Source organism: Anaeromicropila herbilytica, assembly GCF_016591975.1.
Lineage (GTDB): Bacteria > Bacillota > Clostridia > Lachnospirales > Lachnospiraceae > Anaeromicropila > Anaeromicropila herbilytica.
The window spans coordinates 267,034-288,587 of the sequence record NZ_AP024169.1; the positions used below are offsets into that span (position 1 = coordinate 267,034).

Consider the following 21,554-nt stretch of genomic DNA (forward strand, 5'->3'; position numbering starts at 1 on the left):
ATGAGTAAAATTCTAGTGATAGACGATGAAAAAGAAATAGTAGAACTGATTCGAAAAGGGTTAGAAGAGGCAAAGTATGAAGTCATTACGGCTTATGATGGAGCAGAAGGACTTAAGGTTCTTGAAGAACATGAGATATCTCTAGTTATCTTAGACATTATGATGCCGGAAATTAATGGATTGGAAGTATGCAGTAGAATCAGGTCTCATAGCAATATTCCAATTATCATGGTAAGTGCAAAGAGTCAAGAGCAGGATAAGATCAGTGGGCTTAGCGAAGGTGCTGACGACTATATGGTAAAGCCATTTTCTGTAGCTGAGTTATTAGCGAGAGTAAACTCCCAGATTCGAAGGTATACCTATTTAAATACAGGAACAAACACAGGGGGTTCAGGTACTTCTACAGACAATTGTCTTCATGTAAAGGGGCTTAGTATTGATGAACAGAAGCACCAGGTGACGCTATTTGGAGAAAAAGTGAAGTTAACACCAACAGAATTTGCAATTCTGCTACTACTAGCAAAGAACAAAGGTAAAGTATTTAGTTCGGAAGAAATTTATCGTAATCTATGGTCGGATGAAAAGTATTATGAAGGAAATAATACAGTGATGGCGCATATGTGGCGATTACGTGAGAAGATTGAAGTGAATCCCAAAGAGGCTAAAATAATAGAAACAGTATGGGGAGTTGGGTATAAGATTGAAGATTAAGAGTATAAAATTAAGTATTATGTTGAGATTTCTGATAAGCATGTTTCTTGCAGGAGTGATTACCTTTGGGTTATTTATCATCACATTTGGCAGTATTCATATCGTATCAGAAGATACCTATATTCGGTTACTGAACTATTCCAGTTCCAATACATATGCAATGATGATGATGAGTGGACTTATAGTAGCGGTATTTGCGGTAAGTACAATTGTTATATTTAGCTACAGACTCAATACGATTACAAACTACATTGATAAAATATCAGAGAATATACATACCCTTGCAAATGGGAACTTTAATGAAAAGTTAACAATAGAGAATAATAATGAATTAGGAAACTTGGCAAATGATATTAATGTGATGTCAGATAAGATCGCAGAGTATATACAGAATGAGAAGGCGTGGAATGAAGAACGTTACAATATGATTACCAACATGTCACACGATCTAAAGACACCAATTATGTCAATTGACGGATATGTGAATCTGATAAGGAATAAGAAATATGACGATGAAGCAGAACTAAGTAGTTACTGCGAGATCATAGCTAGAAAGTCAGACGAGTTAAATACCGCTATCAATCAACTATTTGAGCTATCAAAATTAAACTCCTCAGGAATTCAAGTAAATAAAGTTCACATCAATCTAAAAGAATATATGGAACAGATTATTCTCTCTTATATTCCACTATTTGAAGCACAGGATATGACTTACTATATTGCCATTGGCTCTGATGCGTTTATTTCTATTGATCCTAATCTAATGCGCAGAGTATTTGAAAATATTATTACAAATACAGTGAAATACGCTAGTAGTGGAAAAAGATTGGATATAACTTTAGAGAAAAAGGATCAGCAGTTTGTTCTTCACTTTATTAATTATGGACCTGAGATACCACCGGACGAATTAGACAGTATCTTTCATAAGTATTATAGGGAAAAGAAAAATGTTAAGAACGAGGGGCATGGCCTGGGACTTGCGATTGCAAAGAAAATTGTTCAGTTACATGATGGGACGATTTCAGTAGATAGTAATAAGGAGCGAACGGATTTTTATATTGAGTTTGGAGTAGAAAGAGATGTTTAAAGATAATATTTATGCTCTTACATTACATTAGTTCGAACTTTATAAATTATGCAATACCTTGGTTGCTATACTCTAAGAAATATAAGAAATATTCATATCTCCAGTCACTTGTGGCAGGAGATATTTTTTTTCTATATTAAATAAATTATTAGTATATAAGGATATTTATTGATGTAATCTCCAGTTTGCTAATATGAACTTAGTTTTTAGATTATCTTTTGTACAGAAAAGAGTTTGAGTAATAAGTCATAATTACCATCTGATATAATGAAGATGGATTATTATGAGAAGATGTTTTATTTATAGATCTATAAATAAATAGAAATAAAAGTCTGAATTATTTGTAATAAAGTATATTCATAATGAAATAACATTAGGAGGAAGTTAATGATGCAGAATATATTAAAGAATTGGAAGATACAAGGCGAGTTAATACAGATCTATCGTACAGCATGGAGTGTAGATGATGAGTACGTACTGAAAGTATATGATAACCTAGATAGTCTAAAGCGAAATGAAAAGATTTTAAAGACGCTATATGAGATGGGAATACCCGTGGCAGAGATTGTGAATCTAGAGAATGGACAAGGATATTGCGGAGATGGAACGAAGTACTATATGCTGACGAAAAAGTTACGTGGAAATAATATTGTTGATATAAAGAATAATCTTGGTATGGCGTATAAGATGGGAGAAGTGTTAGCACAATTACATATGGCTTTTCTTAAGTGTGAAGATGATCTTGGCTATTGGGACAATAGCCTACTAAAAGAGATGAAAGGTTGGATTAGAAAGAACCTTAGTGAATCAGGTTGGGCATTAATCAAAGAGGAAGAGTTCGATCTTGTTGTGAATCAATTAGAAGAGGTGTATGATGTACTTCCAAAACAGCTCATTCATAGGGATGTGAATTTTGGTAACTTCCTATTTGATCAAGGGGAGTTTTCTGGTTATATTGATTTTGACTTAAGCCAGAGAAATATTCGTATCTTTGATCTTAGTTACTTCCTAATCGGGTTGCTTTCAGTAGAGCTAGATAATAAGATTAATATGGAAGAATGGATCAAAATAGTTACTGATGTTATTGTGGGATATGAAAGTCAGACAAAGTTATTGAGAGTGGAGAAAGAATCAATTCCATGTGTTATGAAATGTATTGAGCTGCTTTTTGTTGCTTATTTTAGTGGGATTGATAACAAGGAATGTGCGATGGATGCTGTTCGATTGTACGAGCTCGTTTGTGAGAAAGAGGAAGAAATATTGGGAGGAGTGTTTCATAATATCTGATATTGGAGGGGGCATGGGATTGTATGATAGTACACATCAAGTATATATTGATGATAGGGCGGTACCATCTGATTGGATTGAGATAACACCAACAATATAAAAAATTTAAAAGGTAAATAAACACCCACAATTCTTTACACAATTTTAAATAAAATCCCTATATAATAATAACTTTCCTAATTTATGATTTGTATATAACAATCAATATATCAATCTGAATGAAAGGGATATTATATGAAGAGAGTTTTAGCATTTACCCAGATAGCTATCTTATTATTTGAACTTTTATTGTTCGTACCAAGTATGAAAACCAATGCGAATGAAGGAAACCAAAAGGTGGAATTTACAGCGTTTGATACAAATGATTTAGTAGCACATGCGCTTGGTGGATTAGAGAACAAATATATTTATTCGAATTCATTAGAGGGCTTAAGACAATCGATTGAAAAAGGCTATAAATTAATTGAGACTGATTTAATTCTAACAAAGGATGGAAGACTTGTCTGTTTTCATGGATGGAACCAAGCAACATATAAAAATACTGGACTGAGGTATGATCAGAAAAATCCTATCATGACATATAAAGAATTTATAAGCAAAAGAATTCAAGGGAAATTTACTACTATAGACATATCTACCATTGTTGATTACCTAGCAACAACAGAGGATATCTATTTTGTGTTTGATCTAAGAACACTTACCAAGAAAAACGCAATAAAAACAGCAGAACAAATCAAAGTAGCATTTAAAAATAAGGAAAGTTTAACGGACAGAGTTATTATCCAGGTAGGTAGTAAGGAAATGTATGAAGGTATTGATTCCGTATACCATTTTCCGCATTATCAATATTTTGTACATAATGAAGAGTTAAAAGAGTTGGATCAATTGTTACAATGGGTAAAGGATACAGGAATTATTGCAGTGTCGATACATTATGAGTCTCTAACACCACCTATCATATCTAAGGTCAAATCTTATGGACTTTATTTATTAACTCATACGATTGATGATATTGCAAAGGCAAAAGAATTACTGAACAGTGGTGTTGATATTGTGTGTACCAATTTTATAACGAAGAATGAGTTAGATTCATTCGGAAAGGATTGAAGACCAATCCACTTTCTAGGAAGATGATTGAGCAATATATATATTAAAGGTCTAGATATATAACTTTATATGTAGGCGAATTCATAAAGAATTCGTCTATTTGACTGTGTTAGTAATAGAAATAAACCTCTAGCCATGCCGGTGACCCTCATTATAGTATAGTTGAATATGGTAGTATAGGAAAAGACTTATTTCGCAAGAGGAAACCGAACTAATACATTCAAGAGGTCTCCTTCCACAACGCACCCAACATTTCCACCCATTTTCTCTGCAAGAATCTTCACAATCGATAAACCAAGTCCAGTAGAATGTTTCCTCGAACTATCCCCAGTATAGAATCGTTCGAATATTCGATCGGACTCAATAAGATCCATGTTATTGATTGGATTGATAAAGGTAAGGGAGCACATATTTCCACGCTCTAGTTTCACCGTTACCGTTTCAGTGGAATGCTCTGCGCAATTACGAATCAGATTCCGAATAATCCTTGTAGTCATTTCCTTATCTGCATTAATATAAATTGGTGCGGGTTCTTCGTATACCACATCAAGTCCTTTTTCTTCGAACATGGTAACGGAACCAATGAGACATTCCGTTACAAGATTGGTTACATTAAAGCGTTCTATATGAATATCTGGTTCATTATTCAAAAGGTAAGCATATTCAAAGAAATGTTCTACCATAAGTCCTAATTCATTGGTATGTTTGACACTAATCTCTAGCTTATCCTGCTGTTCTTTCGTTAACTTCTCTTTTTGCAATAATTGAAGATATCCTTTAGCGGCAGTCAGGGGAGTTCTAAGATCATGAGATATATTCGCAATTAACTCTCTAAATTTCTTTTCTTCTCGAACCGTACCAAGGCGGATGGACTCCTCCGCCTTAAGGCATAGATTTATATTCTTCACGAGTTTATTCAACTCACTATTAATCATATCTAAGTTGATATATTGTCTAGAATGTTCCATCGTTCTTTTTTCTAGCATATAATTTACTCTACGAATCTGTGCTTGCAGCAGACACAAATAGGATAATAGAATCACAATAATTATAATTAATAAAATAATTGCATATATCAAATAAACATCCACCTTTCAACTATAGTAATCAAGATAACATATAATTCGAGGGTCAAAAGCCTTATTTTAGTGTACTGAGTGTATATAGCTGTATAATTATGAATTTTGGCTACCTTTCCTTCAGGCATCATATTTTTTACAAGCCTCAGAACTAGCAAAAATATTCACTCACGTTCCTATTTTCACTATGAGTCTTGACAAAATATAAACGATACCTTCAGCCGGATTACGCCAAAATTAATAATTATACATCAATATACACAATGTATGTTAAGAAAGGCTTTTGACCCTCCAATCAACATAGAACATTGAGATATGTTATTTAATCATTCTGCAATACACTAGACAAATGCTCTGTTTCATAACTTAGACTGGCGATTTGCACCAAACAGAAAAAGCGAATGCGCCTTTGAACCTGTATTAGAAGTTCTTATTCTCGAATCATTTTGTGTTATATCCTAGGACAGATCTGTCTGAGCGGAGTAAGTTATCTGTCCTAGGATATGTCCTTCACAAAATGATCCGAGAATTAGAACTTCTTATACAGGTTCAATGAAGCATGAGTGTTTCTGTTTGGTGCAAAGCAAATCCCCTAGACTACCTCCCAAACAGAGCATTTGTCGGGCCTTATAGGAATTACTTAATCTCATCTTTTCTAAAAAGATTATAAGAGCTATTCACCATAACTATGATAAAAGCAGTACTGCAAAGAAAGGCTTTTAGTATAGTTGTTGAACTAGCATCTAATGTCATTTTTAAAGTAAATGCATAAGGAAGGTTATTTACAAAATCAGATAATCCCTTAATATTAGCAGATAGAGCAAGAATAATATCGAATACAAAGGCTGTTAAAAATCCAACTACGATAACTGGAATATTCTTTCTTACTTTAAATGCAATAGGTAAGCAGATGCTTAATCTTGCAATATAAAGATAGATAATCATAACGCAGATTAGAATGCTTTTCGCAATATTCGCCCCATTTGGTGCAAGATCAGTAGCACCGGATAATACTGCAAAGAATGGAGATGGAATACCAACCAAAGGTGCGAAAGCAGTTCCTGATGCATATCCTATGATAGCTACTAACGCATAAGGCAATGTGATAAGTATAATAATGATGGCATAGGTTATGGTTTTCGAGATAACAATTGCAAATCGTCCTCTTCCACAAGCAATCTCGCTATGAACATTCTTTGATTCAAAGTCATCTGAGATAAAACTTCCAGTAATAATAGCTCCGAGTAAGGAGACCAACATAATATCTACAAGTAAAGAGGCGTTAGTACTTGTAGTTGTATCAAAAGTACCGGTATGAACCCCTCGTAGTATGATTGCCATACCAATTGCACTTGCAAAGCAAAGGAGAACACTAATCTTAACTATCAACATTTTAGATAATTTATATAAATCAGCACGAATTAAATTAATCATTTTGACTACCTCCAATCACAGATAAGAAATAATTCTCTAACGTTTCTCCTTCGTTGGAGAAATGAGTTGGTATGATGCCATGCTCGTATATCATTTTCGACACCATTTTTTTCTCGTCGTTGTATCCAAAGAGCCTTAAGCTCTTATCTGGCATTACTTTATATTCTGCATCCGCAAGATTACTCTCAATGATTTGGGATAGTCTTTCTGGCTCGTCACATTCTATTTTTATAAAATGATCGCAGCGTTCTTCTAACTCTGCTAAGGTAAGACATTGTTTTACATTACCTTGATCAATGATGATATAATCGGTAGCTGTCTGATAAAGCTCTGGTAGGTTATGACTTGAGATTAGAACGGTTATATTACGTTCTTCACAAAGGCTCTTTATCAAGTTACGAATCTCAACAACACCAACGGGATCGAGCCCATTGACTGGTTCATCAAGAATTAATAGCTCAGGATTGGAGATTAAAGCTATCGCAATTCCAAGTCTTTGCCTCATTCCTAAGGAGAAGTTCTTTACTTTTTTAGTGCCAACTTCACCTAATCCTACTAAGACTAAGAGTTCCTCATCTAATTCATCATTTGGTATTCCTCTCATGATTCGATGAACTTTCAGATTTTCTTTAGCAGTCATCTTACCATTTAAACTTGGATATTCAATTAATGAACCAACACGACAAAGTTCTTGGTTGTACTCTTTTAATGATGTTTTTCCAAATAACTCAATGGTTCCACTTGTTGGGTAACTTAAACCTGCGATGATTCTCATGAATGTAGTTTTACCAGCTCCATTTTTGCCAATGAGACCATATATTTTACCTTTTTCTAAACCTAGGGATAAGTCGTTAAGTGCTGTGAAATTTTTATATACTTTTGTGAGATTTTCTGTTTTTAATACATACTCTTTCATAACTGCCTCCTAACTACAATTGTAGCAACTTTATGCTTTATTCGGTTCTTTGTTCTTCCTTACATAATCATAATAGTAGAAAGAGGTTTAGAAAAAGTTAAGAAATCTGTTTTAGTGGTAAAGAGAAAGATAATTATTTCGTAATTGTTCAGTACCTTCCTGATTATATTATTTCTTACATAAACGGTAACCAAGTCCCCATACAGTCTCGATATATTCATTCTCTCCATTGGCTTTCTTTAATTTGGTACGAAGATTACTCATATGTGTCTTTACTGCATTGTCATCTCCTAGGTATTCCTCATTCCATATGGATTCATAGATATTGATTTTAGAAAATAATTTATCTTGATTGGACATCAGTAACTCCATAATTTGATATTCTTTGGCAGTTAGGTCAAGTAATATTCCGTTTACAATGACTGTTTTAAGATTCATATCAAGTACGAGGTCTTTGTAAATTAAGATCGGATTGGTTATCTTATGTAAATGCGATCTTCTAAGATGAGTACTTACTCTTGCTGATACTTCACCTAAGTCAAATGGCTTTGTGATATAGTCGTCTGCCCCTAATTTTAACAAATCAATCTTGGTGCTCACCATATCTTTTGCGGAAAGTATGATTACTGGAATATCGCTAAATGTTCTTAGTTCACGAAGAATCTGATCTCCACTGAGATAGGGAAGCATAATATCAAGTAGAAGCATATCATATTGATTCAGCTTTAATTCTTTTAAGCCACTCATACCGTCATAGGAGGAGTGGACTTCGTAACCGTCATTCACTAGTGTTTCCTTAAGCATCTGATTAACATCTTTATTGTCTTCTATTATTAAGATCTTTTCCATGGGCTCACCTCATTTATATAATAGATTCTATTCTTTAATTATTACCATTTCCTTCTTCTTTTCTTACCGTTAAATCTTCTTTTTTCTCTACTTTTAAGTATATCATACTTTGTAGCGGTTATCAGACAAGCTAATATTAGGAGCAAGTAAGATAATGATGTAAAAAGAGATTCTGCATCTGAGAGTGTTCTAGAAGATCCAATTAATACCCAAAAAGTTGACCTTAACTTTATAAATAAGGTTGTTAAGCCTAATAGATAACTTAGCAATCCTTGTATTGACATCTTATCCGTATTCTCAGGCGGTACATTACGTCCGTTGCCTGCGTTTCTATCAATAAGTAGGTATGCCAGAAATTCATTTTTAATTCTAATATATCCTTTTCCTTCACCAAAATAACATGATGCATAGCGACAAAAAAAGTAAGTAATAAATAGTTGGAATAACAATTCAAGGACTAGAAACGTAACCTTATTAGTACCTTTTCTAGATAATAGATATATAACAACACTGCATACAATTAGAAACACAATAGCAAGAAATACTTTAAATATCATATTTTTATAATTAGGGCGTAACTTAAGTTTATATAAGTCGCTATAAGTATTCGTATAATCAGTTGTCCTGCTTCGTCTCATTACTTTTATGTGGCCTTCCTTTCTATAAGTTATTTATCAAATAGTCTCCAGATTTTTTTATTATACAATTGTTTTTGTGAATGTTAAATAGTCGGATGGTAATAATTATTGATTTATTGAATTACATTGAATTGATTGCAATATAATTCTGATTAGAAACGCTAGTCTTAGAGTCGATTATTATATTAAGTTCCAATTAATAACTAATTAAGGTAAAATTAAGAATTCTTAATAAGGCTAACAATTTTTTTAGATAAGCCAATGTGGTAAAATAATACAAGAATATAATAAAGTTACTTAAATTTAGAAGGGATTTGTAAAGTATGAAAAAGAAGAAAAAGCAAGTATTTGCTGTATTGCTTGCAGCGCTAATATTAATAGTGTCTACCTATGGAAACACTCCAATAATACACGCATCAAAACAAAATTTTGATATTCGAAATGGTGTATTAGTAAAATATAATGGTTCAGGGGGGGCTGTTTCAATTCCAAGCACAGTAAAGTCAATAGGAAAGGAAGCTTTTGCATCAAGTGATATTACTTCTGTTAATATACCTAATTCAGTAACGTATATTGGTGAAAATTCATTTATGAGCTGTCCAAAGTTAAAGAAAATAGTAATACCTTCAAGTGTACAAAAGATTGATATTCAAGCATTTTGTAATGACAAAAATCTGGAACAGGTACAAATAAACAATAAAGAAATCGTTATGGATAGAGACGTCTTTGAAGGAACTAAATGGCTAAAAAATCATACTGAAGAGTATGTAATCTTAAATGGGAATCTAATTCATTATAATGGAACAGATAGTCTAATAGAGATTCCTAATCAAGTTCGAGTAATATGTGGAGGCGTATTTACTTTAACAGAATTGAAAAAAGTTACTATTCCAGAGAGTGTTAAGATTATTGGATCGAATGCCTTTGATGGGCAAACTAAGTTAATGAGTGTAATAATGAATAACTCGGTAGAGAAAATAGGAGATTATGCTTTTTATCAATGTGAAAGCCTAAAAAATATAAAATTGCCAACAAGCCTGATAACAATTGGTGATCAAGCATTTTACGATGCTGGTCTTACAAGTATTACTTTACCAGAATCAGTTAAAAAAGTTGGTTTCTCTTCCTTTGCTGGATGTGAAAAACTTATAGAAGTAAATATCCCAAAATCAGTGAAAAATATTGCGGAAGATGCATTCAGAGGATCTGCATTTGTAGATGAATCAACCAATGAATTTTTTATGATAAACCATATGTTATTAAAATATAATGGGACGAATAAGGATGTTGTAATACCAGAAGGTGTAACTAAAATTATGTCTATGGCTTTTTATAATACAAAACTAACAACTGTAAAGATGCCTAATACAATTACAGAAGTTGGTTCAATGGCTTTTGCATCCTGTAATAATCTAAAATCAATCACATTATCAAATTCTTTAACCTCAATACATAGTGCTGCATTTAAAGGATGTGTGAAACTAAGTAACATAGATTTGCCAAAGAAATTAAAGATAATAGGAGATTCTGTTTTTGAAAATTCTGGATTGAGAACAATCAAGTTACCAGAAGGGCTCACGACGATAGAAGATTATGCTTTTGCTTGTAATAACCTGCAACAAATTAGTATTCCAAAAACGGTAAAACATTTGGGAGATTCTTTTAATGGAGGAAAGATGAAAAAGCTGATATTACAAGAAGGTATTAAAGCTCTTCCATACTTAACGGATGTATATTGTTTTGTAATACCAAACTCGGTAATTCAAATAGATAAAACGTATAGAAAAAATAATAACTTATATACGTTTATTTGTAAAAAGAGCTCTTATGCTTATAAATATGCTGAGAGATATCATATTAAGTATAATGTAATTAAATAAGGATTGTTGAATAAGAGTAGAAAAGTATTAAATCTATAACCAGTTGCAAAAGGGAAAAAGTTAAGTAAAATTATAGAATATAATAATAACAGCTATAATGGGGTATGGTTTCATTGGAACATACCCCATTATTTTTTAGTTGTATTGCTTGTAACAAATTTCTAATCTTAGTTAATTTATGCTATAATAATCTAACTAATATACAAGGCGGGATATATAAGAATGATAAGTGTAATAAGAAAAAATATATTAATCATCGAAGATGATCAAAAATTAAATGAAGGAATCCGATTGGCACTTAGAAGTCCAGAATATGAGTTTCTACAATGTCGTACACTAGAAGAAGCGTGGGAACAGTTGAACCAGAAAAAAGTTGATCTGATACTGTTGGACGTGAATTTACCAGATGGGAATGGGCTTGATTTTCTTAAGAAGCTTCGAACTTCGTATTCAGTTCCTGTTATCATTATAACAGCTAATAATATGGAGACGGATATAGTGATGGGATTAGAACTAGGAGCGAATGATTACATAACCAAACCATTTAGCTTAATGGTGCTTCGTGCAAGGGTGGGGGTACAATTGCGGAATTATCAAGGAGAGAAAAATACTCATTATGTCATGGACTTTTTCGATTTTGATTTTGAACAAATGATATTTAAAGTTCGAGGAGAAATCATTGAATTTAGTAAAACAGAACAAAAGCTATTAAAGTTATTAGTTGATAATAAGGGAGCTACCCTAACTAGGGATAAATTAATTGATTCCGTATGGTTGGGAGATACTGAGTATGTAGAAGAGCATGCCCTAACGGTGGCAATCAAGAGGTTAAGAGATAAGTTGGGTGAAAACTCAAATCAACCAGAATATTTACGAACCGTATACGGAATTGGGTACACTTGGATCGTAAAATGATGAAGGTGATTGAATTGCAGAAGTGTAGTTGGATGTTATTTGGATGAAAAGATATTTAAGTAATAGCTTTTGGGGGAAGAAACGATGATAGGAAAGAATACATATGTCATAGTAGTTATGGCTGTAATAATCCTAATACTGATGTTAGTTATAATAGGGCAGTTCATATACAATACAAAAAGGAAGAAGAAATCAATGATGCAGATACAGGAAATGATTGATTCAGCCATGGATGGATCATTTGAACAGAGACATTTTGATGAGACAAGATTATCGTCAATTGAGAATAGTATGTGGAGATTCTTAAAAGATAGTCGATTATCTTCCACCACACTAGCAGAGCAAAAGAAGAAGATTCAGACCCTAATCTCGGATATCTCACATCAGACAGTAACACCAATTGCTAATATTATGCTGTATTCAGAGCTATTGGAAGAAAAGCAAAAGAAGATCAAAGTGCAATCATTTCAACCAGATGGTAACATAGATGATGAGACAACCTTGGATGAGATTGCTGCAATTAGGGAACAAACTAGTAAATTAGATTTTCTAATTCAATCACTCGTTAAATTATCAAGATTGGAGAACGGAATCATAACGGTAAATGTAAAAAAAGATAAGATTCAGTCTGTTCTAACCGCTATTGAAAGCCAGATGAGCGCAAAGGCAAATCAAAAGAGGATAGAATTCTTAGTTGCAAATTCAGAAGAAACCGCGGTATTTGATGCAAAGTGGACCGTGGAAGCTCTTGTGAATATTGTGGATAACGCACTCAAATATACGCCTGCCGGTGGACAAGTATCCGTAAGTGTGGAACCTTATACGATATTTTTAAAGATTGATATATCGGACAATGGAATCGGAATTGCAGAAGAGGAGCAAGCAAAGATCTTTACGAGGTTTTATCGCTCCATTCAGGTGAGTGATAGTGAGGGAGTAGGAGTAGGATTATATCTAGCTCGTGAGGTAATTAGTGCGCAAAAAGGGTATATTAAGGTACAATCCAAGATCAATGAGGGGACGACATTTTCTGTATTCTTACTTAGAGAATAAGATGAGTGCCCGACATATGACCTGCTTCATAATCTATCCTGGCAATTTGCACAAAACAGAAAAAGCGAATGCGCCTTTGAACATGTATTAGAAGTCCTTGTTCTCGGATCATTTGGTGTTATATTCTAGGACAGATCTGTTTGAGCGAAGCGAGTTATCTGTTCTAGAATATGTTTTACACAAAATGATCTGAGAACTAGAACTTCTTATATATGTTTAATGAAGCATGAGTTTTTCTGTTTTGTGCAAATTACCTAGATAACTTAAAAGCAGGTCATTTACTTAGTAAACCATAAGATTAGAATATATCAAAACTGTGACATTTGAGAAACAAGTTGGAGATATTAATGTGATATCGTCTGTATTATAAAGTAATACAGGCTAATAAAGCTGTAGCTACTTAGGTAATCTTAGAACTAATCCTACTGGTTCAGGATTACCTAATTATTTTATGATATAGGAGGTAGCCATGAAACTACATAGAGAGTACATAAGAAAATATAAGAAGAATACCCTTGCAATCTTATGCAGTATGGTGATGACAATTGCATTGGTGGTCTGCTTATTTATCGTAACACATTCAGATAAGAATATTGACTCGTTACAAGGGCAGTATGTACGAGGGGCATATGATATTGCATTGAAAGATCTGACAAGAGAGCAGATCAAAGAAATCAGTAATGACAAGAGATTAACGCATGTTGAACTTGAAAAATATCTGTATAGTGGGATGGGAGATGCGAATCAGAAATTTGCCATTATAGCAGCAAATGGAGAGTATGTACAAGAGAGAACTAGAATACTCAAGGGAAGAATGCCAGTAAATAAGAATGAGATTGTTGCAGAGGTATGGAGTCTTAAGAATCTAGGTGTGAAGCCAGAGTTAAATACTGAGTTCACGGTAAAAGTATCGGATCCAGGAAGTACGAAGGAAGATTGGAAGTCAGTCACCTACCGAGTTGTTGGTATTATTAGTGATAATGCAGCAAATAAGACTTATGGAAACATTGAAATCTATACCCAGTTTCAAGAAGATTATAAAGATGCATCTTTAGTTCTAAAGTATAAGAAAGGCATAGACATAAAAAAGGAAGGGAAAGAGATAAAAAATCAATATCATCTAAAAGGAAAGCAGATTCATTATAATTATGATGTGGTAGATTACGCGTACTATCAGTCTAAGGCAAGTAAGGCGAGTCTTCTTATTAGTTTTATATTATTATGTGTCTGTGCTGTTGTGATATCAGGGGTTTACCGTATTTCTCTTATGAATCGAAGCAGCCAATATGGAATCTTAAAAGCAGTTGGAATGCAAAAGAGACAGATTCGAGCTTTAATTGCAAAAGAACTGTATGAGATCTATTTCCTTAGTATACCACTAGGAGTTATTCTGGGTCTTGCAGTCGCCTACTCACTGAATATGCTAACGAGAGATAAGACAATGGAGCTTATATTCTGGGGAAAGATTTATCGGATACAGTTAATCATTCCTATAGAAGAGATTGCCTTATGCATTGTTGGTGTAGGTGTTATAGTAGGGATTATTGTAGAAATTACTAGCCACATGATTAATAGGAAGACGGCCATTGCAATAATTCGAGGAGAGCTAGGGGTTAACAATAATAAAAAGCATGTATTTATGACGAGACTATTTCAGAAAATGGAAAAGCCTTATAAAGCAATTGCCCTTAAGTATGTATGTTATGATGTCAAATCAATTGTGTTTGTGGTGTTGTCCTTAAGCATTGGAGCAAGCTTATTTATCGGATTATTCTATCAGGCAAAGCTCAATCATACAACGAATAGTTTGCAAAAACAGATGCTTTATTATAATGGTGATTTTATATTGGAGAAATTTAATGATGATCTAATAACCACTGGTCTATCAGAAAAGGTATTAGAACAGATTGAAAATATGAAAGGTGTAAGAGCGATTAGCACTCAAAGGGCATTACCAATTCGAGTACTTGATGACAAAAAGATAATAAAAAATCAGAATTATTTTGACTTCTTTGATAGAATCTCTAAGGGAGACTTCCCATTTGATAGCTACGAGGGTAATGATGGAACGGATTCTTTCTATATGACAGAATTAAAAGCATATAACAGTACTGCACTAAAGAATCTTCATAAATATCTTCTGGAAGGAGATTATGATCCAGATAATATGAAGAAGGATTCTGTTATTCTATATATGCCAAAGACAATTGGAAAGAATGATTGGCGCAGACCTCAGAGTTATCCAAAGTCGGGAGCTTATGTTATGGAATACAAAGCGGGAGACGAAATAACGTTAAAATATCGAACCGACCTTAAGACCAACAAAAACCAATATTATAAATTTACAGATAAAGACGCGAACTATACTTATAAAAAGTATAAGATTGCCGCAATTGCATACTATCCTTATATGAAACAGGTCACTTATATGGCAAATGCGTATCCAACTATAATTATAAGTGAGGATCAGATGAAGGAAATAGTACCGAAAAAAGCTTATGCCACCATTACCCTATCCGTTGATCAATCCTTAGGGAAAAAATATCTAAATCAAGTGAATAATAAACTTATCAGTCTAGTGGTTGACAATGAGGGTGCGACGGCAAGAAGCATCATAGATCAGATACGTGATATGGACAATTTATTTAGAAAGCAGCTAATCTATTCATATGGAATAGCGTTTGTAGTTCTAGTGTTATCCTGTATTAATATTATAAACAATCTCAAATATCGAATTCATATCAGGAAGCAGGAGATCAGTATCTATCGTGCAATTGGTATTCGACATGAAATGATATGTAAGATGATTCACTTGGAAAATATGATATTGGGTGTAATATCAATTGTAGTGACATGCATAGCATCATACCCAATCACCGGATACTTATATCACAGATCGCAGATCAGTTATCTGCAAGTTGGCTATCAGAATGATCTATTCATATTGGGCGTAGTGAGCATACTTACACTTATTATTTGCAATGTCGTGTCAAGAATAGTAACCAAAGGGCTTCGAGGTAGTAGCATTGTAGAAAATATAAATACGGTGGAATAGAACGTTGAAAGGAGACGTCATGACGATAGTAGAAGTAAAAGAATTAAAAAAATATTATGGAAAAGGTGATACCGAAGTACGAGCGCTAGACGGTGTGAATCTAAAGGTGGAAAAAGGAGAATTTCTAGCGATTGTAGGAACAAGTGGAAGTGGAAAGTCAACACTTCTTCACATGCTGGGTGGTCTAGACACACCAACCAGTGGAGAGGTCACAGTAGATGAGAAAGAGTTAAGTGTATTAAGCGATGATGAATTAACTATTTTTCGCAGAAGAAAGATTGGATTTATCTTTCAACAATATAATCTAGTACCAATCCTAAATGTATGGGAGAATATTGTTCTTCCGGTAAAGTTAGATGGTAAGAAAATAGATGAAATATACATAAATGACATTGTAAAAACGTTAGGTTTGACCGAAAAGATACAGAGTTTACCAAGTAACCTCTCTGGCGGACAACAGCAAAGAGTTGCAATTGCTCGTGCCCTTGCAACCAAACCAGCAATTATACTTGCTGATGAACCTACAGGCAACCTTGATTCCAAAACGAGTCAGGATGCTTTAGGGCTATTAAAGATAACCTGTGAAGCTTTTCATCAGACCATTGTTATGATTACACATAATGAAGAAATCGCTCAGTTGGCGGACAGGATTATTCGTATTGAAGACGGGAAGATCGTGAGTGGAGAAAGAGATTAGGATAAGATCTTAAAGTATTGTTATAATTCAAACTTCCCAGTAAAAAGTTCAAACTCGTAAGTATAGAAAAGATTTAAACTAGTAATTTTGAGTTAGTATATAAATACGATAAAACAAAATGGTGCAACCTTAAAGCGGTTGCACCATTTTGTTTTATCAAAGAGATATTATTTTTCTAACGTAATCTCCACAGGTTTCTTTAGCTTTATCATAGGTGACAAACATCTTGTTAAAATAACTTTATTATCTTTTGGCCATACAGTAGCTAGGTAATTCTCCATAGTACTATTTTGCATAGAGGTGCCACTTTCGGAATGGAACTCAAATTGGTTCCCTTTGGTATCTTTGTATTCGTGTTGAAAGAGTCCCAAGCAACCAATCGTGTCCGATGAAAATGTGATATAAGCTTTATTACCGGATCTTTCAATATTTTTAAGCTGTATGTCTTTGAGTTCAGGTGCCATGGTCTTATTTTTTAAATCAAGAGTAATTACTGCTTCTGATTTTTTCAACATGCGTATTCCAGCAAACTTAATTTTATTAAGTGTATTGGAATGAAAATAATCACTTTCAAAAAAATACTGAGTATTACCCTTTTCATCAGGACCTATTGCGGTTACACCTCCTGGATTGCCCCATGATTTTCCTGAATTATCAATAACTTTAAAATCCAACCCATTGATAATGTAGTCATTATTATCGGGAATATTTATATTTATCTCAGTTCCGGTTGGATACTGACCTACGGAATTAATATGAATGGTTTGCCCATTCACCTTAATATCCTTATTAAGAGTTGTAATAATCGGTTCAGGATATTTGCCCATATGAAGAGCGTAGACAAACTCTCCAAGTTTTTCATTTTTGGTGTTTGGGGTGGTTTCGAAAGTGTCCTTAGCATTAGATGCCTTTGAATCGTTATTTATTGAGTTTGTATCTTGCGATTGCGATTCTCTACGCATCGTAACATAGATTTTTAAATTCTCAGGAATTGGATAATCGCCAGAACGAATACTAGTATAATAAAGATTCTTATCAACACTGTTTCCTGTAGGGTAGCTTGTTTCACTTATATAGTCCTTATATTCTTTTCCTGATGTAGTATCTACAATCTTAGTAATATCGACATTAATGAAATCACTTTCCTTCTTCTTTAGATGTTCTGGTACTTGAAAGAAGACAACCAATTGTTTCGTATCAGCAATAGCATAAGGAAGGCTTAAGGTGTAGCCATTACTTTTAGCTATTAGATTAACTTTCTTTACATATTTATTCTTTACTGCGTTTTGAAGTCCTTTATCGAATTGAACATATTCTGCTAGGGTTCCTATCACTGGAAGTTTAAATAGTTCTTCTGCAAAGGTAGTGTTACTATTTACTGTAATAACGAATAAAAGAAAGACTGCTACCATACTTGATAAGCTTGTTAGAAATCTTTTTCTCCTTTTACATTCGATTCTTTGATTTAAGTGTTTAACCATTTGGTTTAATTCAAAGGGATAGTCTTTGATTTCTGAAAGCGAGTCTTGATATTCTTCCATACGATCATTATCCATAATTGTCAACCTCCTAATCTTCTAATTCTAATCGCAATAGGGCTAAGGCCCTCCGTTCTCTAGTTGCAACAGTACCTTGTGGTATCTCAAGAATTACTGCAGTTTCTGCTAAAGTATAACCACCATAGTACCTTAGATAGATGACGTTTGACAGATTCTCAGGAATCTTACTTAAGGCTTCCTTTAAGGGTAGCCTATCATAAACTTCACTAGATTCCTCTGGCAATTGATCTATTAATAGTTCATGTTTATTTTTACGAAGTATTTGAAGGCACTCATTAATTAGAATCCTGGTTAGCCAAGTCCCTAGAAATTCAGGATTTTTTATTTTTTTCCGGTTTATATATCCTTTATAAAATGCTTCATCTAATGCATCTAGGGCAAGAGTTGGATCTTTCATATAACTGTATGCGATTCGGTATAAGGTTTCTTTGGATTGTTCCATGTGTTCCATATAATCACTTTTGCTAATTCCCATTTGTATCCTCCCCTCTAATTATTAGATGCATTAGATAATGATTTTTATTGATGATTTGGAAAATAGTTTCATGACTACTATAATACATTTAATCCCTAGAAATATACAAGCATTGTGAGTAAACAAGAATATTTTTGACAGCACTCGATTGTGGGCTATTCTCAGATGTTGATGATTATTTATTTGATAATTAAGGAATATATTGAAGTTTTATACTAGGTAAATAATTGTATTTTACAATTTCTCCTTTAAATCTCCATATTAAAGTTGTAATATATCTGTAACAAATATAAAAAAGTATTAATAAATACGAAATATGTTACTAAGGAGAATAAGTATGAAAGTAAGTATGTATAGAATTATGGCTTTATGTGTGATAGGTTTGTTTTTATCAATAAGTAACATTGCGGTGTCAAGTGCTCATACTAAGGTAAATGCGAGTGCAAGTGTGACTGTGAGTGAGAGTACAAGCGGTAGTACAAGCAATAGAAGAGTAGCATTGGCAGATAAAAAGACTGAATTAAGAAAGAAAATTGTTCGTTATGCATTACAATTTAGAGGGAATCCATATGTATGGGGAGGAACAAGTCTGACGAGAGGAGCAGATTGTTCTGGCTTTACCCAATCAGTGTTTCGTGATAATGGAATCAGAATTCAAAGAACCTCTAGAACGCAAGCTACTGGAGGAAAAGTTATTTCAGAAAGTAAATTAAGACCAGGAGATCTAATCTTTTATGCAAGAAGTGGGCGAATTAATCATGTTGGAATCTATATTGGTAAAGGGAAAGTAATAAGCGCAAGTAGTGCAAGGACAGGTATTCGTGTTACATATTATAAATATAGAAAGCCAGTTAAGATGGTAAGCTATGTTGGATAATTTACTTAACTAAGAATGTATTGGTTTTACATAGAAGTTAGTATATTATATGTAGCTGCAAACACCACACCTGATCTATCTCTATATAGTAAACAGTTCTATTGTTACTGTTACTATATAGGTTGTATCAAGTGTGGGGGATTATAGAGAGAATTAATTATAGAGAAATAATTAAGTTGGATTACATGAAGATGATTAGTAGAAAAATTTTATTCTCATTTAGGAAGCTTTATCGTAAAAGTAGTTCCATTCCCTTCGTTACTAGATAACTCTATGGTACCCTGAAATAAATCTACGATTCGTTTTGCGAGTGCAAGTCCTAAACCATTTCCCTCGGAGGAATGTGATTTGTCTCCTTGATAGAATTTCTCAAAGACTCTTTTTTGAACTTCATCATTCATACCGATTCCACTATCTGATATTTTTATTGTAACCATAGATTCCTCTTGACTCAGTGTTACGCTAATATCACCATTAGCAGGTGTGAACTTTACTGCATTTCCAAAGATGTTAGAGAAGACCTGTGCTAAAAATTCTTCATTGCCATAGTATATAACCTGATCTAAGTCAATATCAAGATTAATATTTTTATCGCTCCACTGTGTTTCATAAAGAAGAATTACATTACGAAGTTGTTCATCCAGGCAATAATTCTTTTTAATTGGAAGGATTTCTTGATTTTCAAGATGTGAAAGTTGTAGAATATTACCTGTTAGTTTGGATACTCTCTTGGTATTGAATAGAATTTTCTTAATATATTCATCACGTTCTTCTTCGCTAATGGATTTATTCTGTAAAAGTGTGGCGTAACCTTCGATTGCGGCGATAGGAGTCTTGAATTCATGGGATACATTACTGATAAAGTCAGCTCGAAAGGTCTCAGTATTCGATAATTCCTCTACCATTATGTTAAAATTATGAGTCATCTCTTTAATTTCGACTGCGCGAATATCTTCTGAGATTTTGACGTGAAAATTACCTTTTGCAACCTCTTTTGTTGCATCATTTAACATGGAAATAGAGGATAATATTTGTTTTCCACCAATTCTAGCAAATACGGTGCTAATAGCTATAGATGTTATACATATAATATAAATTGCTAAAACTGGGTGTGGTTTGTTTGCTACCAGAAAGTGAGATAAGATCCAAGCAACGGTTGTTACAACTAGCATGGATAAGGTAACAATCATGAAAACAACAAAAGCGAATAAAACCACCATTTTGATAGGTGCCTTCTTCTTCATACTTTCTTCACCGCCTTATAGCCTAATCCACGTATGGTAACAATCTCAAAATCTTTATTATCACGAAAGCGATCGCGCAGACGTCCAATATGAACATCAACCGTTCTTGCTTCGGTTTCTGAATCCATTCCCCATATTTCATCCATTAGTTGTTGCCTGGTAAAGATATGATTTGCTGAGAATACTAATTTATATAGAAGATAAAATTCTTTTTGAGGTAGAACAGTTTCCGTATCTTCGGAATAAACCGTGAGCGAATCATATTCTAAAAGAGTACTACCAATCTTGATTCTGCGTTCATTGATTATCTGAGCTCTACGAAGAAGTGCTTCTACTCGAAGGACCATCTCATTCACATCAATTGGCTTTACCATATAATCATCGGTACCAGCCCGAAATCCTTGCTGTTTATCAGTAAAAGTTTCTTTAGCGGTAATCATAAGAATAGGAAGAGTGTAGTTTGACTCTCTAAGCGTCCTGGTAAGCGTGAATCCATCCATACCAGGCATCATAATGTCCGTTATTATTAGATCAACATATTCTTTATCGAGAACCTCAATTGCTTCATTTCCATCTTGTGCTCCAATTGGATTATATCCATGCTTTCCAAGAACAGTGATAAAAAGCGTTCTAAGTTCGTTATCATCTTCCACAACTAAGATATTAAACATTACACATCCTCCTTATTTTT

At 33.6% G+C, this 21,554-nt stretch carries 19 protein-coding genes; 10 read left to right on the forward strand and 9 right to left on the reverse strand.

Annotated elements, in window-relative coordinates; genetic code table 11:
• From bsdtb5_RS01065 to bsdtb5_RS01080, 4 genes are all read left to right on the forward strand, one after another.
• A complete protein-coding gene (locus bsdtb5_RS01065) occupies window positions 1-711 on the forward strand; it encodes a response regulator transcription factor (protein ID WP_271714207.1) in 711 nt (236 codons plus the stop codon).
• The gene (locus bsdtb5_RS01070; protein ID WP_271714208.1) at window positions 701-1,798 is read left to right on the forward strand and encodes a HAMP domain-containing sensor histidine kinase; all 1,098 of its coding nucleotides are present in this window, start codon (window positions 701-703) and stop codon (window positions 1,796-1,798) included. Before bsdtb5_RS01065 ends, bsdtb5_RS01070 begins: the two co-directional genes overlap by 11 nt.
• Before the next feature lie 387 nt (window positions 1,799-2,185).
• Window positions 2,186-3,085, forward strand: a complete 900-nt coding sequence (locus bsdtb5_RS01075) for a phosphotransferase (RefSeq protein ID WP_271714209.1) — start codon at window positions 2,186-2,188, stop codon at window positions 3,083-3,085.
• Window positions 3,086-3,319: 234 nt separating this feature from the next.
• Window positions 3,320-4,192, forward strand: a complete 873-nt coding sequence (locus bsdtb5_RS01080) for a glycerophosphodiester phosphodiesterase family protein (RefSeq protein ID WP_271714210.1) — start codon at window positions 3,320-3,322, stop codon at window positions 4,190-4,192.
• 188 nt (window positions 4,193-4,380) lie between these two features.
• Here the strand turns inward: bsdtb5_RS01080 and bsdtb5_RS01085 are convergent, their stop codons facing one another.
• From bsdtb5_RS01085 to bsdtb5_RS01105, 5 genes are all read right to left on the reverse strand, one after another.
• Complete coding sequence (locus bsdtb5_RS01085; RefSeq protein ID WP_271714211.1) at window positions 4,381-5,271, reverse strand: sensor histidine kinase; 891 nt, start codon at window positions 5,269-5,271, stop codon at window positions 4,381-4,383.
• 636 nt (window positions 5,272-5,907) lie between these two features.
• Window positions 5,908-6,705 (reverse strand): hypothetical protein, encoded by a 798-nt coding sequence (locus bsdtb5_RS01090; RefSeq protein WP_271714212.1) that lies wholly within the window; start codon window positions 6,703-6,705, stop codon window positions 5,908-5,910.
• Window positions 6,698-7,621: an ABC transporter ATP-binding protein gene (locus tag bsdtb5_RS01095; protein ID WP_271714213.1), complete on the reverse strand. Its 924-nt coding sequence runs from the start codon at window positions 7,619-7,621 to the stop codon at window positions 6,698-6,700. The genes bsdtb5_RS01090 and bsdtb5_RS01095 overlap by 8 nt, the downstream gene beginning before the upstream one ends.
• Before the next feature lie 168 nt (window positions 7,622-7,789).
• Window positions 7,790-8,470, reverse strand: a complete 681-nt coding sequence (locus bsdtb5_RS01100; protein ID WP_271714214.1) for a response regulator transcription factor — start codon at window positions 8,468-8,470, stop codon at window positions 7,790-7,792.
• Between the two features lie 41 nt (window positions 8,471-8,511).
• Complete coding sequence (locus tag bsdtb5_RS01105) at window positions 8,512-9,108, reverse strand: hypothetical protein (RefSeq protein WP_271714215.1); 597 nt, start codon at window positions 9,106-9,108, stop codon at window positions 8,512-8,514.
• Window positions 9,109-9,431: 323 nt separating this feature from the next.
• Between bsdtb5_RS01105 and bsdtb5_RS01110 the strand changes: the two genes are divergently transcribed.
• The 5 genes from bsdtb5_RS01110 to bsdtb5_RS01130 all read left to right on the forward strand — a co-directional run bounded on the left by bsdtb5_RS01110 (window position 9,432) and on the right by bsdtb5_RS01130 (window position 16,708).
• A complete protein-coding gene (locus tag bsdtb5_RS01110) occupies window positions 9,432-10,988 on the forward strand; it encodes a leucine-rich repeat domain-containing protein (RefSeq protein WP_271714216.1) in 1,557 nt (518 codons plus the stop codon).
• A 222-nt stretch (window positions 10,989-11,210) separates the two neighbouring features.
• Complete coding sequence (locus tag bsdtb5_RS01115) at window positions 11,211-11,903, forward strand: response regulator transcription factor (protein WP_271714217.1); 693 nt, start codon at window positions 11,211-11,213, stop codon at window positions 11,901-11,903.
• 84 nt (window positions 11,904-11,987) lie between these two features.
• Window positions 11,988-12,956 carry a sensor histidine kinase gene (locus bsdtb5_RS01120; RefSeq protein ID WP_271714218.1) on the forward strand — a complete coding sequence of 323 codons (969 nt, stop codon included), beginning with the start codon at window positions 11,988-11,990 and terminating at the stop codon, window positions 12,954-12,956.
• Window positions 12,957-13,425: 469 nt separating this feature from the next.
• A complete protein-coding gene (locus bsdtb5_RS01125; RefSeq protein ID WP_271714219.1) occupies window positions 13,426-16,011 on the forward strand; it encodes an ABC transporter permease in 2,586 nt (861 codons plus the stop codon).
• Window positions 16,012-16,030: 19 nt separating this feature from the next.
• Entirely contained in the window at window positions 16,031-16,708 is a 678-nt protein-coding gene (locus bsdtb5_RS01130; protein ID WP_271714220.1) for an ABC transporter ATP-binding protein, read from the forward strand.
• A 167-nt stretch (window positions 16,709-16,875) separates the two neighbouring features.
• Here bsdtb5_RS01130 and bsdtb5_RS01135 read toward each other — a convergent pair whose 3' ends face one another.
• On the reverse strand, window positions 16,876-18,264 hold the full coding sequence (locus bsdtb5_RS01135; protein WP_271714221.1) for a DUF4179 domain-containing protein: 1,389 nt from the start codon (window positions 18,262-18,264) through the stop codon (window positions 16,876-16,878).
• 13 nt (window positions 18,265-18,277) lie between these two features.
• Window positions 18,278-18,742, reverse strand: coding sequence for a sigma-70 family RNA polymerase sigma factor (locus bsdtb5_RS01140; protein ID WP_271714222.1), 465 nt, complete (start codon window positions 18,740-18,742; stop codon window positions 18,278-18,280).
• Between the two features lie 337 nt (window positions 18,743-19,079).
• On the opposite strand from bsdtb5_RS01140, the gene bsdtb5_RS01145 reads away from it, so the two are divergent.
• Complete coding sequence (locus bsdtb5_RS01145; protein ID WP_271714223.1) at window positions 19,080-19,619, forward strand: C40 family peptidase; 540 nt, start codon at window positions 19,080-19,082, stop codon at window positions 19,617-19,619.
• Window positions 19,620-19,834: 215 nt separating this feature from the next.
• Here bsdtb5_RS01145 and bsdtb5_RS01150 read toward each other — a convergent pair whose 3' ends face one another.
• Together bsdtb5_RS01150 and bsdtb5_RS01155 are read right to left on the reverse strand one after the other, a co-directional pair.
• Window positions 19,835-20,863, reverse strand: a complete 1,029-nt coding sequence (locus bsdtb5_RS01150) for a HAMP domain-containing sensor histidine kinase (RefSeq protein WP_271714224.1) — start codon at window positions 20,861-20,863, stop codon at window positions 19,835-19,837.
• Window positions 20,860-21,534: a response regulator transcription factor gene (locus bsdtb5_RS01155; RefSeq protein WP_271714225.1), complete on the reverse strand. Its 675-nt coding sequence runs from the start codon at window positions 21,532-21,534 to the stop codon at window positions 20,860-20,862. The genes bsdtb5_RS01150 and bsdtb5_RS01155 overlap by 4 nt, the downstream gene beginning before the upstream one ends.
• Between the last annotated feature and the right edge of the window lie 20 nt (window positions 21,535-21,554).